12 protein-coding genes and 1 other RNA gene are annotated in these 15654 nt (G+C 71.7%); 9 read left to right on the plus strand and 4 right to left on the minus strand.

All coding sequences use genetic code 11. The annotated features are described in order from the left end of the window. Positions 1-3: 3 nt before the first annotated feature. Complete coding sequence (locus O145_RS15840) at positions 4-921, minus strand: sugar phosphate isomerase/epimerase family protein (RefSeq protein WP_043564749.1); 918 nt, start codon at positions 919-921, stop codon at positions 4-6. Between the two features lie 286 nt (positions 922-1207). On the opposite strand from O145_RS15840, the gene ssrA reads away from it, so the two are divergent. Beyond that, positions 1208-1578: a transfer-messenger RNA gene (gene ssrA, locus O145_RS17820) on the plus strand. Here ssrA and O145_RS15845 read toward each other — a convergent pair. Continuing rightward, entirely contained in the window at positions 1576-2850 is a 1275-nt protein-coding gene (locus O145_RS15845; RefSeq protein ID WP_043564869.1) for a cysteine desulfurase family protein, read from the minus strand. The two genes, ssrA and O145_RS15845, sit on opposite strands and share 3 nt — an antisense overlap. Before the next feature lie 130 nt (positions 2851-2980). Here O145_RS15845 and O145_RS15850 point away from each other — a divergent pair, with 130 nt between their 5' ends. From O145_RS15850 to O145_RS15880, 7 genes are all read left to right on the plus strand, one after another. Then, a complete protein-coding gene (locus O145_RS15850; RefSeq protein WP_043564751.1) occupies positions 2981-3937 on the plus strand; it encodes a sugar-binding transcriptional regulator in 957 nt (318 codons plus the stop codon). Between the two features lie 218 nt (positions 3938-4155). Next, entirely contained in the window at positions 4156-4815 is a 660-nt protein-coding gene (deoC, locus tag O145_RS15855) for a deoxyribose-phosphate aldolase (protein ID WP_043564752.1), read from the plus strand. After that, entirely contained in the window at positions 4812-6182 is a 1371-nt protein-coding gene (gene fucP, locus O145_RS15860; RefSeq protein WP_043564754.1) for an L-fucose:H+ symporter permease, read from the plus strand. Before deoC ends, fucP begins: the two co-directional genes overlap by 4 nt. Positions 6183-6193: 11 nt before the next feature. After that, positions 6194-7234, plus strand: coding sequence for an aldose 1-epimerase family protein (locus tag O145_RS15865; protein WP_043564755.1), 1041 nt, complete (start codon positions 6194-6196; stop codon positions 7232-7234). A 3-nt stretch (positions 7235-7237) separates the two neighbouring features. Further along, entirely contained in the window at positions 7238-8173 is a 936-nt protein-coding gene (rbsK, locus tag O145_RS15870) for a ribokinase (RefSeq protein WP_043564757.1), read from the plus strand. A 55-nt stretch (positions 8174-8228) separates the two neighbouring features. Next, complete coding sequence (gene nudC, locus O145_RS15875) at positions 8229-9377, plus strand: NAD(+) diphosphatase (RefSeq protein WP_084682689.1); 1149 nt, start codon at positions 8229-8231, stop codon at positions 9375-9377. Positions 9378-9456: 79 nt separating this feature from the next. Continuing rightward, a complete protein-coding gene (locus O145_RS15880) occupies positions 9457-11646 on the plus strand; it encodes an ATP-dependent helicase (protein ID WP_043564759.1) in 2190 nt (729 codons plus the stop codon). On the opposite strand, the gene O145_RS15885 is transcribed toward O145_RS15880, so the two are convergent. After that, positions 11537-12631: a hypothetical protein gene (locus O145_RS15885; RefSeq protein WP_043564760.1), complete on the minus strand. Its 1095-nt coding sequence runs from the start codon at positions 12629-12631 to the stop codon at positions 11537-11539. The two genes, O145_RS15880 and O145_RS15885, sit on opposite strands and share 110 nt — an antisense overlap. 122 nt (positions 12632-12753) lie before the next feature. Further along, positions 12754-14004: a YlbL family protein gene (locus O145_RS15890; protein ID WP_043564762.1), complete on the minus strand. Its 1251-nt coding sequence runs from the start codon at positions 14002-14004 to the stop codon at positions 12754-12756. Positions 14005-14207: 203 nt separating this feature from the next. On the opposite strand from O145_RS15890, the gene O145_RS15895 reads away from it, so the two are divergent. Then, positions 14208-15644 carry a zinc-dependent metalloprotease gene (locus O145_RS15895; RefSeq protein ID WP_043564764.1) on the plus strand — a complete coding sequence of 479 codons (1437 nt, stop codon included), beginning with the start codon at positions 14208-14210 and terminating at the stop codon, positions 15642-15644. Positions 15645-15654 lie beyond the last annotated feature (10 nt).

Consider the following 15654-nt stretch of genomic DNA (forward strand, 5'->3'; position numbering starts at 1 on the left):
TCCTCACCGCAGGGCGGCCCTGAGCACCTGGCGGATGTACCGTGCGTTCTCGGCGCCGACGCCGAGCCAGTCCGATCCGTAGTGCTCAGTCATGAAGGGGCCGCTGTATCCCATCCGCAACGCCGTGCGAATGACCTCGCGGTAGTTGATCGTCCCGGTCTGGAGCGGCGCCGGCGTCGACATGTATGAGCCGGTTGCGGGGTCCTCATCGCGGATGTAGTTCTTAATGTGCCAGTAGTTGGCGTACGGCAGGACCGTGTTGTACATGTCCGTGTACTTGGGCATCGGCCGGTGCAGGCGGAAGAGATTGCCGATGTCGGGGTTGATGCCCACGGCGGGGTGGTCGACGTCCTTGTAGAAGGACACGGCGTCCTCGGGGGTTCCGACGAAGGTGTCCTCATAGATCTCCAGGCTGATCTGGAGGCCCAGGCGCTGGGCGTGGTCCGCGAGGTCGCGAACCCGCTCGATCGCCAGGTCGCGCAGGGACCAGTCGTCGTGGTGGCCCTCGGCCAGCCAGAACCACAGGGCGTCCTTCTGGGCCTGGGTGAGGGCCTGCTGGAATCCGATATTGACCACGGTGGCTCCGAGCTCGGCGGCGCGGTCGATCGTCCGGTGGATCGTCTGCAGGTTCCGCTCCCCGTGCTCGACGTCGACGACGCTGTTGCGCCCGATCGAGATCGCGGCGGTGCGAAGACCTGTATCGGCCAGGAGCTCCGTGTAGGTCCGGAGCTGCTCATCGGTCAGGCCGGCCATCGGAAGCCAGTCGTCCATCGGGTCGATGCAGGTGAACCCGAGCTCGGCCATCTGCAGCAGCTGGTCGTACCAGACCTTCGGGCCGGCCTCGATGATCGGCGTGCCGTCCTCTGCGGTGGGGCCGAAGTTCGCCTTGCAGGCGATGGGCCATTCATCTGCGGTGTACACGAGGTGCGCTCCTAACTCAGCTGCGCGTCATTGCGTGCTATCAGCATAGATCCTATAAGATCTACGACATGTCACATCTGAATAGTGGGATGCATCACTTTTTATGTTGGGTCGTGAGTCCGGAGGTGAGTCGTGCCACAGTTGCGACCGGTGCGCGCAGCCGCCCGCGCACCGGAGTCGGGTGTGACGCAGTCGACTGAACGCGGATCGCTGTGGGACTGGTAGGCTTTCTCTGCTCTAGCGAGCATGTTCCGGCGGTCCTCACGCCGCCGGTGACAACTTCACAGGGGATGATCGGTTTCGACGACGGTCGTGGGTTCAGGAGAAGCGGGTCGAGGATGCACAGTCATCTCGTCAACGCTCTGTGCGAACCAATAGGTGCCGATAACACTCGCACCGACTTCGCCCTCGCCGCCTGAGCGAGCTCCGAAGTCCGTCAGCCCGGGGAGCGCTTCCGCCCCGGTTCCTGGCGTCATCCAGGGAGCCACTGCCGGGGTCCCTCGTCATCGGGGATCGCGGGACTTCTAGATGACTGAGCCCGTCGGCGTCCTTGTTCGCGTGAGGCGCCGGGGCTGAGAAAAGCACCAGCGAACTGCACCCGGAGAAGTCCTGTTGCGCCACCGTCGGACCGGGGTTCGATTCCCCGCATCTCCACTATCCCGCGCGGTTCCAGCGGAAACCCCCGACACGGGGGCGGGCGTGGAACGCACGCGCCCTGCGCGCGGTCTCAAGGGCCGCAGGCAGGGCGGCGAGCAGCCGCTCGACGTCGGCAATGACGGTCGCCCCTCCCATGGAGCAGCGCAGCGTTGAGCGCGCCGGGCCCTCCTCAAGGCCCATGGCCAGCAGCACGTGGCTGGGCCGGGCGACCCCGGCGTGGCAGGCGGAGCCCGCCGAGGCGTCAATGCCGGCCGTGTCGAGGGCCATGAGCAGCGCCTCGGCATCGCAGTCCTCGAACCACAGATGCGCCGTGGACGCCACGTGCGCCGCGCCCTCGGGAAGCGTTGCGTGCGCGCCCGGCAGCGCCGTCGCCCCCTCCAGCAGCCGCCCGCGCAGCGCCTCCAGCCTGGCGGACTCCTCGGCCCGCTCGGCCACCGCCAGCTCGACGGCCAGCGCCAGGGCTCGGGCGCCGACAACATCCTGGGTGCCCGAGCGCAGCCCCCGCTCCTGGCGCCCGCCACCGGTCGGGGCCACCAGCGTCAGGTCGCGCCTGGCCACGAGCGCCCCGGTGCCGACGGGCGCCCCGATCTTGTGGCCGGTGATCGTCATGGCGTCCAGCCCCCAGTCGCGGAAGCGCACCGGCACCCTGCCCAGGGCGGCCACGGCGTCGGAGTGGACCGGCACATAGCCGGGCTCCGTGGGGCGCCAGGCCCCGCTCGCCTCGCGGACCGCCTCGACGAGAGCGGCCATGTCCTGGACGACGCCGGTCTCGTTGTTGGCCGTCATTATGCTCACCAGCGCGGTCCGCGGCCCCACGACAGCCTCGCGCAGGTCGGCCCGATCGACCAGGCCGGCGTCGTCGACCCCGATCACGACGTGCTCGGCCCCCAGATGGGCCGCCGCGGTGCGCGCCGAGTCCAGCACCGCCGGGTGCTCAATGGGGGAGGTGACCACTCGGGGTCCGTCCGTTCCCGCGGCCCGCGCCGCCAGAACCCGGCCGGCCACCACCAGGGCGTCGGCCTGCGTGCCCCCGCTGGCGAAGAGCACCTCGTGGGGGTCGACCTCCAGCGCCGCCGCCAGGCGGGCTCGGGCCTGGGCCAGCATCGCCCCGGCGCGCCGTCCCGAGGCGTGCTGGGCGGCCGGGTTGGCCCACCCTCCCAGACGCCCGCGCAGGTCCGCCGCCACCTGCTCGGCGACCTCTGGGCGCACGGGCGCGGTCGCGGCGTGGTCGAGGTAGACCCGGGAGGCTGGGGAGGTAGTCGTGCGTCTCACCCGCCCACTGTAGAAGAGGGCTCTGAGCATCAGCGGAGCTCGCTGAGAAGCGGCTACCATCCATCCGGTTCCGGTAGGACGGCGACAAGCGGCGTCTGGGCTCGATCGACGGTGAGACGAGGAGGACGACATGGGCGAGGAGGCTGCGAACCTGACGCGCAAGGACATCCTGTCCCTGGACGCGGCTCACCTGTACTACAAGGGGATGACCCAGGCGCAGGTCGCCGAGCGCCTGCACGTGTCCCGGCCCACCGTCTCCAAGCTCCTGTCCCACGCCGAGCGCAGAGGCTTCGTGCATATTGAGATCGTCGATCCCAGGGAGCACGACGAGCACCTCATCGCCTCTCTGCAGCAGCGCTACGACCTCGACGAGCTTCGGCTCGTCTCGCCGCACCCCGTGACGGCGGGCCTCGCATCCGCTCTCGGCGCGCAGGCCGCGCCCCTGATCGGCGCCCTGATCCGCGACTGCGACCGGATCGCCGTCACCGACTCGCCGGTCATGGCCGACATCGTGCGCTGCCTCGACATTATGCCGCTGTACGGGGTCGAGGTGGTCCGGATGAGCCGGGGCCTGACGGAGCATGCCTCGGGGCGGTCGGGCGATGCCTCTGTTCGCCGTCTGGCCCTTGCCCTGCGGGCTCACCTGCACACCTGTGACGCTCCGCTGGTCGTGGAGTCGGTTCCCCGGGCGAACCAGCTGCGGAGCCGCTCGGATGTGCGCAGAAACCTGGACCTTGCCCGGACCGCGAGGATCGTCGTCTTCTCCGTCGAGGGACCCCGTGCGCTCCTGGGGATGGTGGGCGATCTGGGCTTGAGCGACACCGATCAGCGCGTGCTGCGAGAGCGCGCCGTCGGCGAGATCTGCTCGCGGGTCGTGGACGCCGAGGGATGCGTGTGCCTTCCCGATCTCAACAATCGGACCCTGGGGCTGTCTCTCACCGAGCTCCGCCACGTCGAGCAGAAGGTGCTCGTCGCCGGTGGAACCGCCTGCGCGCCCGCCGTCCGGGCGGCGCTCGAAAGCGGCTACGCCAACCGTCTCGTGACGGACGTCGGCACGGCGCGCTGGCTGCTCGGCGCGTCCGGCTGACCCGCGCCCGGGGCGGCGCGGCACGAAGGTGCCGTTGCGGCACGGATGGTCGATTCTTGCCCGGCAGAACCAGCCATGACGTCTATTTATCGGCGTGATGACGGAGAATCCGCTGCATTCAACCTTTGCTGGTCCGGCCTTCCCGGTGCGCCTGACGATCGCTACCTTTCGTGCCGTCGGACGACGCTGTCCGAATCAGCGCAGACAAAGGAGTTCTCGTGACATCAGTCTCCCACCTCATCGACCACACGCTTCTCGCACCGGATGCGCGTACCGCAGATATCGATCGCCTGTGCCGGGAAGCGGTGGAGATCGGCGCCGCCAGCGTGTGCGTCAACCCCGTCCACGTGGCCCGCTGCGCGGAGAGTCTCAGGGAGGAGGACGTCAAGGTCTGCGCCGTCATCGCTTTCCCCTTCGGCGCCTCTCTGAGCGGGACGAAGGCCTGCGAGACCCGGGCGGCCGTACGTGACGGCGCTCAGGAGGTCGACATGGTCCTCAATCTCGGCGCGGCCAAGGACGGCGAGTGGGACGTCGTCGGCGAGGATGTGCGCGCCGTCGTCGAGGCGGCCGGCCCGGGCACCGTCGTCAAGGTCATTCTGGAGACCTGCCTGCTCACCGACGACGAGATCGTCCTGGCCTGTCAGAGCGCCCGCGACGCCGGCGCCCACTTCGTCAAGACCTCCACCGGGTACTCCACGCACGGAGCCACCGTCCACGCCGTCGCCCTCATGCGCCGGACCGTGGGCGAGTCCATGGGAATCAAGGCCTCGGGCGGAATCCGCACCCCGGAGGATCTCGCGGCGATGGTCGAGGCGGGAGCCACCCGCATCGGCGCGTCCACGGGCCGCGCCCTGCTCGACGAGGAGGCCCGGGCATGACTGCCGCACCCCGCCTCGAGCCCCGGAGCCTCGGGGTCATCAAGGACCCCTCGCACCAGCTGAGCGACGGCTACCTCGACCGCACGCCGATTCTGCAGTACATCCTGCTGTCGATCTGCTTCCCGCTGTGGGGGGCGGCCGCCAGCCTCAACGACATCCTCATCACCCAGTTCAAGTCCGTCTTCACCCTGTCCGACTTCGCCTCGGCATTCGTTCAGTCAGCCTTCTACGGCGGCTACTTCCTGCTGGCCGTCCCCGCCTCCCGCGTCATTCGCCGCTGGACGTACAAGACCGGCATTCTCGTCGGACTCAGCTTCTACATCGTGGGCTGCACGATGTTCTTCCCCGCGTCGCACGTGGCGACATACTCGGTGTTCCTCGCAGCCCTGTTCGCCATTGCCGTGGGACTGTCCTTCCTCGAGACATCCTGCAACACCTACTCCTCGATGATCGGGCCCAAGCGTCTGGCCACGCTGCGACTCAACATTTCGCAGACCTTCTACCCGCTGGGCTCGATCTTCGGGATCCTGCTGGGCAAGTACCTCGTCTTCACGGAGGGGGAGGCGATCCACAAGCAGATGGAGGCGGTCTCCGGCGCCGAGCGGCAGGCGCTGGCCAACGAGCTTCTCCAGCGCACGCTCGGACCCTACCGATTCATCATTATGGTCCTGGCCGCCATGCTCCTGCTCGTGGCGATCACCCGGTTCCCGTACTGCAAGCCGCTGCGCGACGGCGTGCGCGAGTCCCGTGCGACGGTCGGCGAGACCCTGCGCTACCTGGCGGGGAACAGAAGGTTCAGGCTGGGGATCGTCACCCAGTTCCTCTACGTGGGCATGCAGACCGCCGTGTGGTCCTTCACCATCCGCCTCGCCCTGACCCTCGACACCTCGCTCAACGAGCGCAGCGCCTCGAACTACATGGTGGCCGCATTCATCGCCTTCTTCCTCGGGAAGCTCATCGCCAACCTGCTCATGTCCCGTCTCAACGAGGACCTGGTCCTCGTCGCCTACTCCGTACTCGGCGTGGCGGCCCTCGCCTACGTCGTCACAGTGCCCAATATGACCGCGGTCTACGCGGCGATCCTGACCTCGGGCCTGTTCGGCCCGTGCTGGGCGACGATCTACGCCCGCACCCTGGACTCCATCACGGACAAGCATCACACCGAGACCGGAGGCGCCGTGATCGTCATGTCGATCATCGGGGGTGCGGTCGTCCCGGTCATTCAGGGCCTCGTGTCGGACTCGACGGGCTCAATGCAGGTCTCCTTCGCCGTCAACATCGTGTGCTTCGGCGCCGTCCTGCTCTACTTCCTCACCTCCTACCGCCGTCGCCGCTCCGTCGCCATCACCGCGGACGACGCCTCCTGAAAGGACCTGTCATGACCGATGAGACCACCGTTGTTCCTCTGCAGCGCAGCCTGTTCACGGCCGACCCCTCCCACCCGCAGGCACTGCTCTCCCACGGCGAGCTGACTGCCGCCGCCGCTCGCTATCCCAGCGGCGTGGAGACCCTCGTGATGACCAGCTCACGGGTGCGCCTCGAGATTCTGCCGTTCATGGGGCAGATCCTCTGGGACGCCGTCGTCGACGGCGTCAGCCTGCGGATGGACAACATGTTCCGCCAGCCGCTGCCCGCCAAGGAGATCACGCAGACCTACGGGTGCTTCGCCTTCCACTCGGGCCTGCTGTCCGCGGGCTGCCCGGCGCCCGAGGACACCCACCCCCTTCACGGCGAGCTCTCCTGCGCGCCCATGGACGCCGCGCGTCTCGAGGTGGGTGAGGACGGCATCCGGCTCGTATCCACCTACGAGTACGTCATGGGCTTCGGCCATCACTACCGGGCCGAGCCCTCGGTGGCCCTGCGCGCCGGAGTGAGCACCTTCGACATCGATCTGTCGGTGACCAACCTGTCCGCATACGCGCCGATGCCCCTGCAGTACATGTGCCACATGAACTACGCCTTTGTCCCGAACGGGCGCATGAGACAGAACCTGCCCGCGGGAGCCTTCGCCCTGCGCCGCACCGTCCCCGCCCATGTCACCCCCACGCCGCGCTGGCAGACCCTCAACGACGAGATTCTCGCCGGACACATTGATGTGGACAGCCTTGAGATGGCCACCGAGTTCGACCCGGAGATCGTCTACTTCGCCGACGATCTGCCGCGCTACGGCCGGGACCTCGAGTTCACGCTGGGCGCCCCGGACGGCCCCGCCTTCATCACCCGCTTCTCCGCGGCGGACTTCCCGGTCGCCACCCGATGGATCCTGCACAATGCGGACCAGAGGGTCGCCGCCTTCGTCCTGCCGGGAACCTCCAGACCGGAGGGCCGTCTCGCCGCGCAGAAGGCAGGAACCCTGATCGAGCTCGAGGCCGGGCACAGCCGCCGCTTCCACGTCACCACCGGCATCAAGGAGTCATGAACCATGCGAAGGCAGCCTGAGATCGCCGTCATCGGGTCGAACATGGTCGACCTGATCACCTACATCCGCCGGATGCCCCGGGAGGGCGAGACCCTCGAGGCGCCCGATTTCGCAATGGGCTGCGGGGGCAAGGGCGCCAACCAGGCGGTCGCCGCGGCCCGGCTCGGTTCCGAGGTGCTCATGGTCACCCGCGTCGGCAATGACGTCTTCGCGGCGAACACCATCGAGAACTTCGCCCGCAACGGCATCAACACCACCTATGTCATGTCCACCGAGGCCACCAGCGGCGTCGCCCCGATCTTCGTCGACGAGGAGTCCAGGAACTCGATCCTCATCGTCAAGGGGGCAAACGGGTTCCTCACGCCCGAGGACGTGGCCGCGGCCGAGAAGGATATTGCCCGCTGCCGACTCATTGTGCTTCAGCTCGAGATCCCCCTGGAGACCGTCTACGCCGCGGTCGAGCTCGGACGGCGCCTCGGGGTGCCGGTTCTGCTCAACCCGGCGCCCGCCCAGCCCGACCTCGTCCTGGAACGGGTCAAGGGGTGCGACTACCTTGTCCCCAACGAGTCCGAGCTCTCCCTGCTCACCGGCATGCCCGTCGATACGCTCGACGACATCCGCAAGGCTGCGGGCGTGCTCCTGCGCGCCGGAGTGCGCCACGTCATTGTGACGCTGGGCGCGCGCGGGGCGCTGTGGCTGACCGAGGGCCGCGAGCATCTCATCGACGGCATCGAGGTCGACGCCCTGGACACCACCGGCGCGGGGGACGCCTTCATCGGCTGCTTCAGCCACACGCTGGTCCAGACCGGGGACGTGCTCACCGCCCTGAGACGGGCCAACCGCTACTCGGCCGACTCCGTGACCAGGAGGGGGACGCAGACCTCCTACGCCACCGCTGAGAGCTTCGCCCTCCTGCTGGAGGACTCCGACGCGGGCTGACGGGCCGCGCCGTCCGCCGGCGTCGCGCGTCGCCCGGGGCGCCTAGGCTGACGCCATGAGCCCGTCGCGAACCCGGTCTCCCAGCGCCGCCTCTCCGCCCGGGAAGGGCGGAGAGGACGCCTACGGCCGCCGCTCCCTGTCCCGCTCCACCACCGACCGCGATGCCGCGCGTCGCGCCGAGCCGGGCCTGCTCGCCGACCTCGCCGCCGACCCCGCCACCCGCCTGCTGCTCGCGGATGCGCGCGGGCGCGTCGCCCTGGACGTGCCCGCCGTGCACCCCGACCTGCCCGAGGACGGGCTGACCCCGCCCGCGCCCTCGGGCCGCGACCGCGCCGTGTGGGATGCGAGCAGCCGCGCCGTGCAGCCTCCCCGCCTGGCCCCGCTGAGCGCCGCGGACCTCGGAGGCGGGGCCCCGAGCGCCCTGGCCGGCCTGACGACCATCTACCTCGGCCGCGAGAACGGCACCGGCACCGGCGACGCCGCCGGGGCCTCCTGGCTGGCCGTCGTCGTCCCCGACGCGCCAGCGGGCCCGGCCGACGCAGAAGGCGCCGACCAGGCCCACCGGGAGGTGACCGGCCTCCTGGCGCGCCACCCACTGTCCGCCCTGCGCGCCGTCGGCCACGCCCTGAGCGCCCACGACGCCGGGCTGGCCACGCCCGCTGTCGCCCTGGCCGCCTGGCACGCCCGGGCTCGCTTCTGCACCGCCTGCGGCGGGCGCACCACCGCCGACCAGGCCGGGTGGGTGCGCCGCTGCACCGCCTGCGGCGCCCTCGACTTCCCGCGCGCGGACCCGGCCGTGATCATGGCCGTCACCGACGACGCCGACCGCATCGTCCTGGTCCACGGCGCCCGCTGGGCCCCCGGGCGCTACTCCACGGTCGCCGGGTACGTGGAGGCGGGGGAGTCCGGCGAGGCCGCGGTCGTGCGCGAGGTCGCCGAGGAGACCGGGCTGCGCGTGGCCTCGGTCGAGCTCGTCGCCTCCCAGCCCTGGCCCTTCCCGCGCTCCCTCATGCTCGGCTACCGGGCCCGCCTGGCGCCGGGCGAGCGCCCGGCGCGCCCCGACGGCCAGGAGGTCACCGACGTCGTCGTGCTCTCGCGCTCCGAGCTGGAGGCCGCCCTGGCCGCCGGCGCCGTGGTCCTGCCCGGGCCCACCTCGATCGCCCGCATGCTCATCGAGGACTGGTACGGCGGACCGATCCGGTGAGACCCGGCGGCTCTCCGCGGTCGGTGAGCGCTCCCGCGACACCTGTACCTGTCGGCGGCTCGTGGCAGGCTGAGCCGTGATGAGTGAGCACGCACCGCGCCCCGCCGCCAGCACCCGACCGGACTCCCGCCCGCCCGGGGCCCTGCCCGGCCCCGCCGCGCTGCTCGACGCCCTGGACCCCGACCAGCGCCAGGTCGCCGAGCACCTCGAGGGGGCCCTGTGCGTGCTGGCCGGCGCCGGCACCGGCAAGACCCGCGCCATCACCTACCGCATCGCCCACGGGGTCGCCGTCGGCGCCTACCAGCCGACCCAGGTCCTGGCCGTCACCTTCACGGCCCGCGCCGCCGGGGAGATGCGCTCGCGCCTGGCCGACCTGGGCGTCAACGGCACCCAGGCCCGCACCTTCCACTCCGCCGCCCTGCGCCAGCTCACCTACTTCTGGCCCACCGCGATCGGCGGTCGCCGCCCCGAGATCGAGAAGTTCAAGGGCCGTCTCGTCGGCACGGCCGCCCACCGCCTCGGCCTGTCCGCCGACCGCGCCCTCATCCGCGACCTGTCGGCCGAGGTCGAGTGGGCCAAGGTCACCATGACCCTGCCCGAGGACTACGCCCAGCGCGCCGCGGCCCTGCGCCGCGAGCCGCCGGGAGGCCTGGAGCCCGCCACGGTCGCCCAGGTGCTGGCCGCCTACGAGGAGGCCAAGACCGAGCGCGGGGTCATCGACTTCGAGGACGTCCTGCTCCTCATGGTCGGCATCCTCCTGGACCGCGAGGACATCGCCGACCAGGTGCGCGGCCAGTACAAGCACTTCGTCGTCGACGAGTACCAGGACGTCTCCCCGCTCCAGCAGCGCCTGCTGGACCTGTGGCTGGGGCGGCGCCGCCAGCTGTGCGTCGTGGGGGACGTCTCCCAGACCATCTACTCCTTCACCGGCGCCACCCCCGACTTCCTGACCGGCTTCACCGCCCGGTACGCCGGCGCCCGCACGGTCAGGCTGAGCCGCGACTACCGCTCCACCCCGCAGGTCGTCTCCCTGGCCAACCGGGTCCTGTCGCGCTCGCGGCGCGGGGGAGGGGCCCCGGCCCTGCCCGCCGGCGCCGTCGAGCTCGTCGCCCAGCGCCCCAGCGGGCCCGCCGTGCGCTTCGAGGCCTACGACGACGACGTCGCCGAGGCCGCGGGAGTGGTCGAGCACGTCGGCCGACTGCGGTCCAGCGGCGTGCCGCTCAGCGAGATCGCCGTCCTGTACCGCACCAACTCCCAGTCCGAGGTGATCGAGCAGGCCCTGTCCGGGGCAGGAATCGGCTACCTGGTGCGCGGCGGGGAGCGCTTCTTCGAGCGCGACGAGGTCAAGCGCGCCATGGTCATTCTGCGCGCCGCCGCCCGCACCGAGCGGGCGGACCTGACCGGCGACGTCGGCGCCGACACCCGCATGGTGCTCGGCCGGGAGGGCTGGAGCGAGCGGCCCCCGGCCCCCCGCGGCGCCGTGCGCGAGCGATGGGACTCCCTGAACGCCATCGTCGAGCTGGCCGACGAGCTCGGCTCCAGGCGGGGAGCCGACCTGGACGGGCTGGTCGCCGAGCTCGGCGAGCGCGCCGCCGCCCAGAACGCGCCGACGGTCGAGGGCGTCACCCTGTCCTCCCTGCACGCCGCCAAGGGCCTGGAGTGGGACGCCGTCGTGCTCGTGGGCGCCAGCGAGGGGCTGCTGCCGATCTCCCTGGCCGAGGGCCCGGCCGCGGTCGAGGAGGAGCGGCGGCTGCTGTACGTGGGCGTGACCCGCGCCCGCGAGCACCTGGTCATCTCCTACGCCCGGGCGCGCAACGCCGGTGGGCGCGCCTCGCGCAAGCCCTCGCGCTTCCTGGACGGGATCTGGCCCACCGGAGGGGGGCCGGCCCCGCAGCGCGGCCGGTCCGCGTCCTCGCGGTCCTCGCGGTCCTCGCAGTCCCCCAAGGAGCGCGCCAGGCGGGCCGCGGCCGAGTTCGAGGCGGACAATGACCCGGCCACTATCGCCCTGTTCGAGGCGCTGCGGGCCTGGCGGGCCGGGGTCGCCAAGGAGCGCTCCAGGCCCGCCTACACGGTCTTCGCCGACACGACCCTGCGCTCCATCGCGGTGGTCAAGCCCGGTACCCTGCCCCAGCTCTCCCTCATCCACGGAGTCGGCGCGGTCAAGCTCCAGGAGTACGGGGCGGACGTGCTCTACGTGGTCCGGGACTTCCAGGGCGGGGCGGCGGAGCCGGGCCGCCCTGGTCGGGGAGGTCCCGCGGGCCGAGGCTGAGCGCGGCGGCAGGCCCGCGACGCCCCTGCCGCCTGCTGTGCGCCTCGCGCGGTCCCGGACCGGCGGGCTCGGGCGAGGCCTCCAGCTCGACGCACAGGCACTCGGGATGGGGCGCCCAGAGCCGTTCCACACCCACGGCCTCCAGCCCCGAGACCTCGACGCTGTGCCCGACCCACGGCCGCCGTCGACCCGCCAGCACGTCCGTGACCGCGCGCGCCGCCAGCGCCGCCGCCTGGTGCACCAGCAGCAGCTCGGTCGGCGGCGGGGCCAGAAGACGCAGCTGGGTGGCCACCGCCGGCCACTGCGGGTCCGCGTCGCGCTCCCACAGGTCCAGGCACGTGGCGCAGGGCGGGCGGCCCGGCGCCAGGAGCGGGCCCACGCGCACGCTCACCTCCCGCACGACCACCGGCAGGTGGGCGACCCCCGCCACGCTCAGGTCCTGCGCCCGCAACGGCTCGACGAGGTGCCCCTCGACGGTGACGACCAGGTGCGGGCGCGTCTCCAGGGGCGCGCGGGTGCGCACGGGCGGGACGAGGGCGCCCGCCCAGTCGCTCAGCTCCTCGTCCTCGGCCAGCAGCGTGCCCACGCCGGCCTCCGCCAGCAGGGACACGAGCTCGCGGGCGAGCCGGCAGCCGCCGATCACGCCCACGATGCCGTCGCGCAGCGCATGCGCGCGCGCCTGCGGGCTGTCGGCCAGGCGCTCCCAGTAGAGCGCGTCGCCGCTCGTCGGCGTCGGGGTGTCGCGGGTCAGGGCGCCGGCCTCGTCGAGGGCGGACAGGATCTGGCGAGCACGGGCGACCGGCACCTCGCTCCACCGCGCCACCTGGTAGACGTCTCCGGGCGACAGGTCGGGCGGCAGACGGTCGAGGAGCTGCTGCTCCTGCGGGCTCAGCCCGTCCAGGACGACGGCGTGGCCCGGCTCGGTGCCGATCTGCGACTGGCCGACGCGCCGCCACAGGATGGGGGACTGGCCTCTGAATCGCATGGGTTGCTCCAAACGGCGCCCGGTTCGCGAAAGAGGCAGGCTGCCGCGGGCGCTCAGCCGCAGGGTGGCACGGCGGCGCAGCGACGCGCCATGGCTCTGTCACCCTGTGGAAAACTCGCGGGTCACTGCTGGGCGAGCACCGTCTCGCAGGTGGAGGCCCCCGAGGTGTCCCCGGCGGCAATGGCCTCCACCGTGGTGACGGCCTCGTGCAGCGTCGATACCGCGTAGACCTTCAGGCCGTCGGGGACGTGCCCCACCACGTCCCCGCAGTTCGAGGCCGGGGCCAGGAAGTACTCGGAGCCGTCGGCCTTGGCGCCGGCCATCTTCTGCGCAATGCCGCCGATGGGCCCCACGGACCCGTCGAGGGCGATCGTGCCCGTCCCGGCGATGTCCTTGCCGCCGGTCAGGTCGCCGGGGGTGAGCTTGTCGATAATGCCCAGGGCGAACATGCTGCCGGCGCTGGGGCCCCCGACGTCGGACAGCTCGAAGGTCGCATTGATGTCCGAGTCCGCCTGGGCCGACAGGTACACGCCCAGCAGTGAGCCCTCGGAGTCCGGCGCGCCGTCGGAGTTCGCGTCCGGGGGCTCGACGGTGGTCAGCGACACGGTCGTCGGCCGGCCGTCGCGCTCGATGCCCAGGCTGACGCGCGTGCCCACCGGGATCGTCGTCAGCAGCTCGCGCAGCGCGGCGAAGGTCGTGATCGGCGTCGTCTGCCCGCCGTCGGGCGTGATGGAGGTCAGGACGTCGCCCTGGTCGACCACGTCCTGGGCCTGGCCGGACCCGGTGCCCTCAATGGTGAGGACCATGCGGGTGGCCATCCCCGTCTCCATGAGCGCGGCGACCACGGCGGTGTTCTGGGAGCTGGTCATCTGGGCCCGGTTGGCCTGCTCGACCTCCTGCGAGCTCAGCGACTTCGGACAGACCTGCTCGCGGTCCAGGATCGTCTTGTCGGGCGAGAGCCAGGCGCCCACGACGTCGAAGAGGGTCACCGGGTGCTGGGGGCACCCGGAGACCGACACCGTCGTCATGCGCAGCGCCCCGTCGGCCGGGTAGGTCTGCGCGCCGGTGACGGTGATGACGTCCTGGGCCCCCTGGTCCCCGGAGCCCCCTGCCAGCACGTTCCAGGTCGGGCCGGGCGCCTCGATGACCTTGTCCACCCGCACGGTCGCCCCCGCGACGAGGAGGCCCACGGCGAGCACCACCGCTCCGATCCCGATCGCGAGCCGCCCGGACCGCCGCCGACGGCGATTGCCCAGACTGGGAACGGGCTCGGTGCCTGCGGCCGGCTCCCGGGCGGGCTCGGCGGCAGCCTCCTGCCCGGACTCGGCGGCGCGGGCGGAGGGCGGCGTCTGGTGGTGCTGTTCGTCCGTCACGGCCCCATCATGCGTCCTGAAGGGGCTCCAGGTCTCCCCCGTCCGGACGGCGGGCGCGCGGTGTCGCCATTGCCACGTCTCAGCAGGGCCGGTTCCCGGCTCGTACACAGGAATGGGTGGCACGCTCCCCGTGTTGCGCCTGTACGGCCCTCAGCCGCTATCAGCCGTACGGCCCGACACCCCGTACCACCGAGAGGAACCCCATGAGTGAGGACCCCTTCGACGACATCGAGCAGATGCTCTCCGCCCTCTTCGGCGCTGACGTCGCCGGAGACGCTGTGGCCGCGCTGCGCTCCTCCGGCGTCGATCCGGCGCAGTTCGCCCAGATGAGCGGCGTGGACCTGTCCCGGATCACCCCCGGGCAGATGATGGCCATGCGCACTCAGATGCAGCAGATGATGGCCGGTGCGCAGGACGGCCCGGTCAACTGGACCATGGGGCGCAGCCTCGCGCTCCAGGAGGCCGCCAAGAACGGCGACCCGGCCATCACGGCCGGCGACGCCGAGGCGACACGCCAGGCGCTGCGGGTGGCCGACCTGTGGCTGGACACGGCCACCGATCTCATGCCGGCCCCCGGCGCCCGCGAGGCCTGGTCGCGCTCGCAGTGGGTCGAGCGGACCCTGCCGGTGTGGCAGGACGTGTGCGCCCCGGTCGCGGAGGCCGCCACCGCCGCCCTCGCCGCCGCACTGGAGAGCCAGACCAAGGACCTGGCCGACAACAACCCCGATCTGGGGGACGCCGCCCGCCAGGTCGGCGCCCTGACCCAGATCATGCGCTCCATGGCGGGCACCGCCTTCGGCCTCCAGGTCGGGCACGCCGTCGGCGAGCTCGCCGGTCAGGCCCTCGCCGCCACCGACGTCGGGCTGCCGCTGAAGCGGGAGCCCGGCACAGCTCTTGTCCTGGCCAATGTGACGGCCTTCGCCGAGGGCCTGGAGGTCGAGGCCGAGCAGGTGCGCATGTTCCTGGCGGTGCGGGAGGCGGCCGCCGCGCGCCTGTACGCCCATGTTCCCTGGCTGCGCGGCCAGCTGCTGGGCGCCGTCGAGACCTACGCGCGCGAGATACGGGTCGACACCGGTGCCATTGAGGAGGCGGTCGCCGAGGTCGACCCCTCCGACCCCGAGGCGATCCGCTCGGCGCTGGAGTCGGGCATGTTCGCCCCGCAGGAGACCCCCGCCCAGGTGGAGGCCCTGGAGAAGCTGGAGACGCTGCTGGCGCTGGTCGAGGGCTGGGTCGAGGTCGTCACCGCACGGGCCACCGCCCCCCATCTGCCGCACGCCGTGCCGCTGCGGGAGATGGTGCGCCGTCGTCGGATTCAGGGCGGTCCTGCCGAGAAGGTCTTCGCCCGTCTCATCGGCCTGGAGTTCCGCCCCCGGCGCGTGAGGGAGGCCGCGCGCCTGTGGGAGCTGCTGGGCGAGGAGGTCGGCGACGGCGAGCGCGACGCGTTCTGGAAGCACCCCGATGTCATGCCGGCTGCTTCCGAGCTGGCCAGCCCCGAGGACTTCCTGACCATGCGCCGGGCCGCCCAGGACATGGACGCCGAGGTCGATGCGGACCTCGCCTCCCTGCTGGACGGGACGCTGGGCTACGCCGGGGGCGCCCGCGACGCCGACGAGAACCGCCCAGAGGGCATGGGGGACTAGCCGGCCCGGG

The organism is Actinomyces israelii DSM 43320 (genome assembly GCF_000711965.1).
In the GTDB taxonomy this organism is placed as follows: domain Bacteria; phylum Actinomycetota; class Actinomycetes; order Actinomycetales; family Actinomycetaceae; genus Actinomyces; species Actinomyces israelii.

What these genes read in the sequence shown, in the direction of transcription:
- O145_RS15850 (WP_043564751.1), top strand. Translation starts at nt 2,981, where the DNA reads ATGGGCGAGGAGGCTGCGAACCTGACGCGCAAGGACATCCTGTCCCTG.
- fucP (WP_043564754.1), top strand. Translation starts at nt 4,812, where the DNA reads ATGACTGCCGCACCCCGCCTCGAGCCCCGGAGCCTCGGGGTCATCAAG.
- O145_RS15865 (WP_043564755.1), top strand. Translation starts at nt 6,194, where the DNA reads ATGACCGATGAGACCACCGTTGTTCCTCTGCAGCGCAGCCTGTTCACG.
- rbsK (WP_043564757.1), top strand. Translation starts at nt 7,238, where the DNA reads ATGCGAAGGCAGCCTGAGATCGCCGTCATCGGGTCGAACATGGTCGAC.
- nudC (WP_084682689.1), top strand. Translation starts at nt 8,229, where the DNA reads ATGAGCCCGTCGCGAACCCGGTCTCCCAGCGCCGCCTCTCCGCCCGGG.
- O145_RS15880 (WP_043564759.1), top strand. Translation starts at nt 9,457, where the DNA reads ATGAGTGAGCACGCACCGCGCCCCGCCGCCAGCACCCGACCGGACTCC.
- O145_RS15885 (WP_043564760.1), bottom strand. Translation starts at nt 12,631, where the DNA reads ATGCGATTCAGAGGCCAGTCCCCCATCCTGTGGCGGCGCGTCGGCCAG.
- O145_RS15895 (WP_043564764.1), top strand. Translation starts at nt 14,208, where the DNA reads ATGAGTGAGGACCCCTTCGACGACATCGAGCAGATGCTCTCCGCCCTC.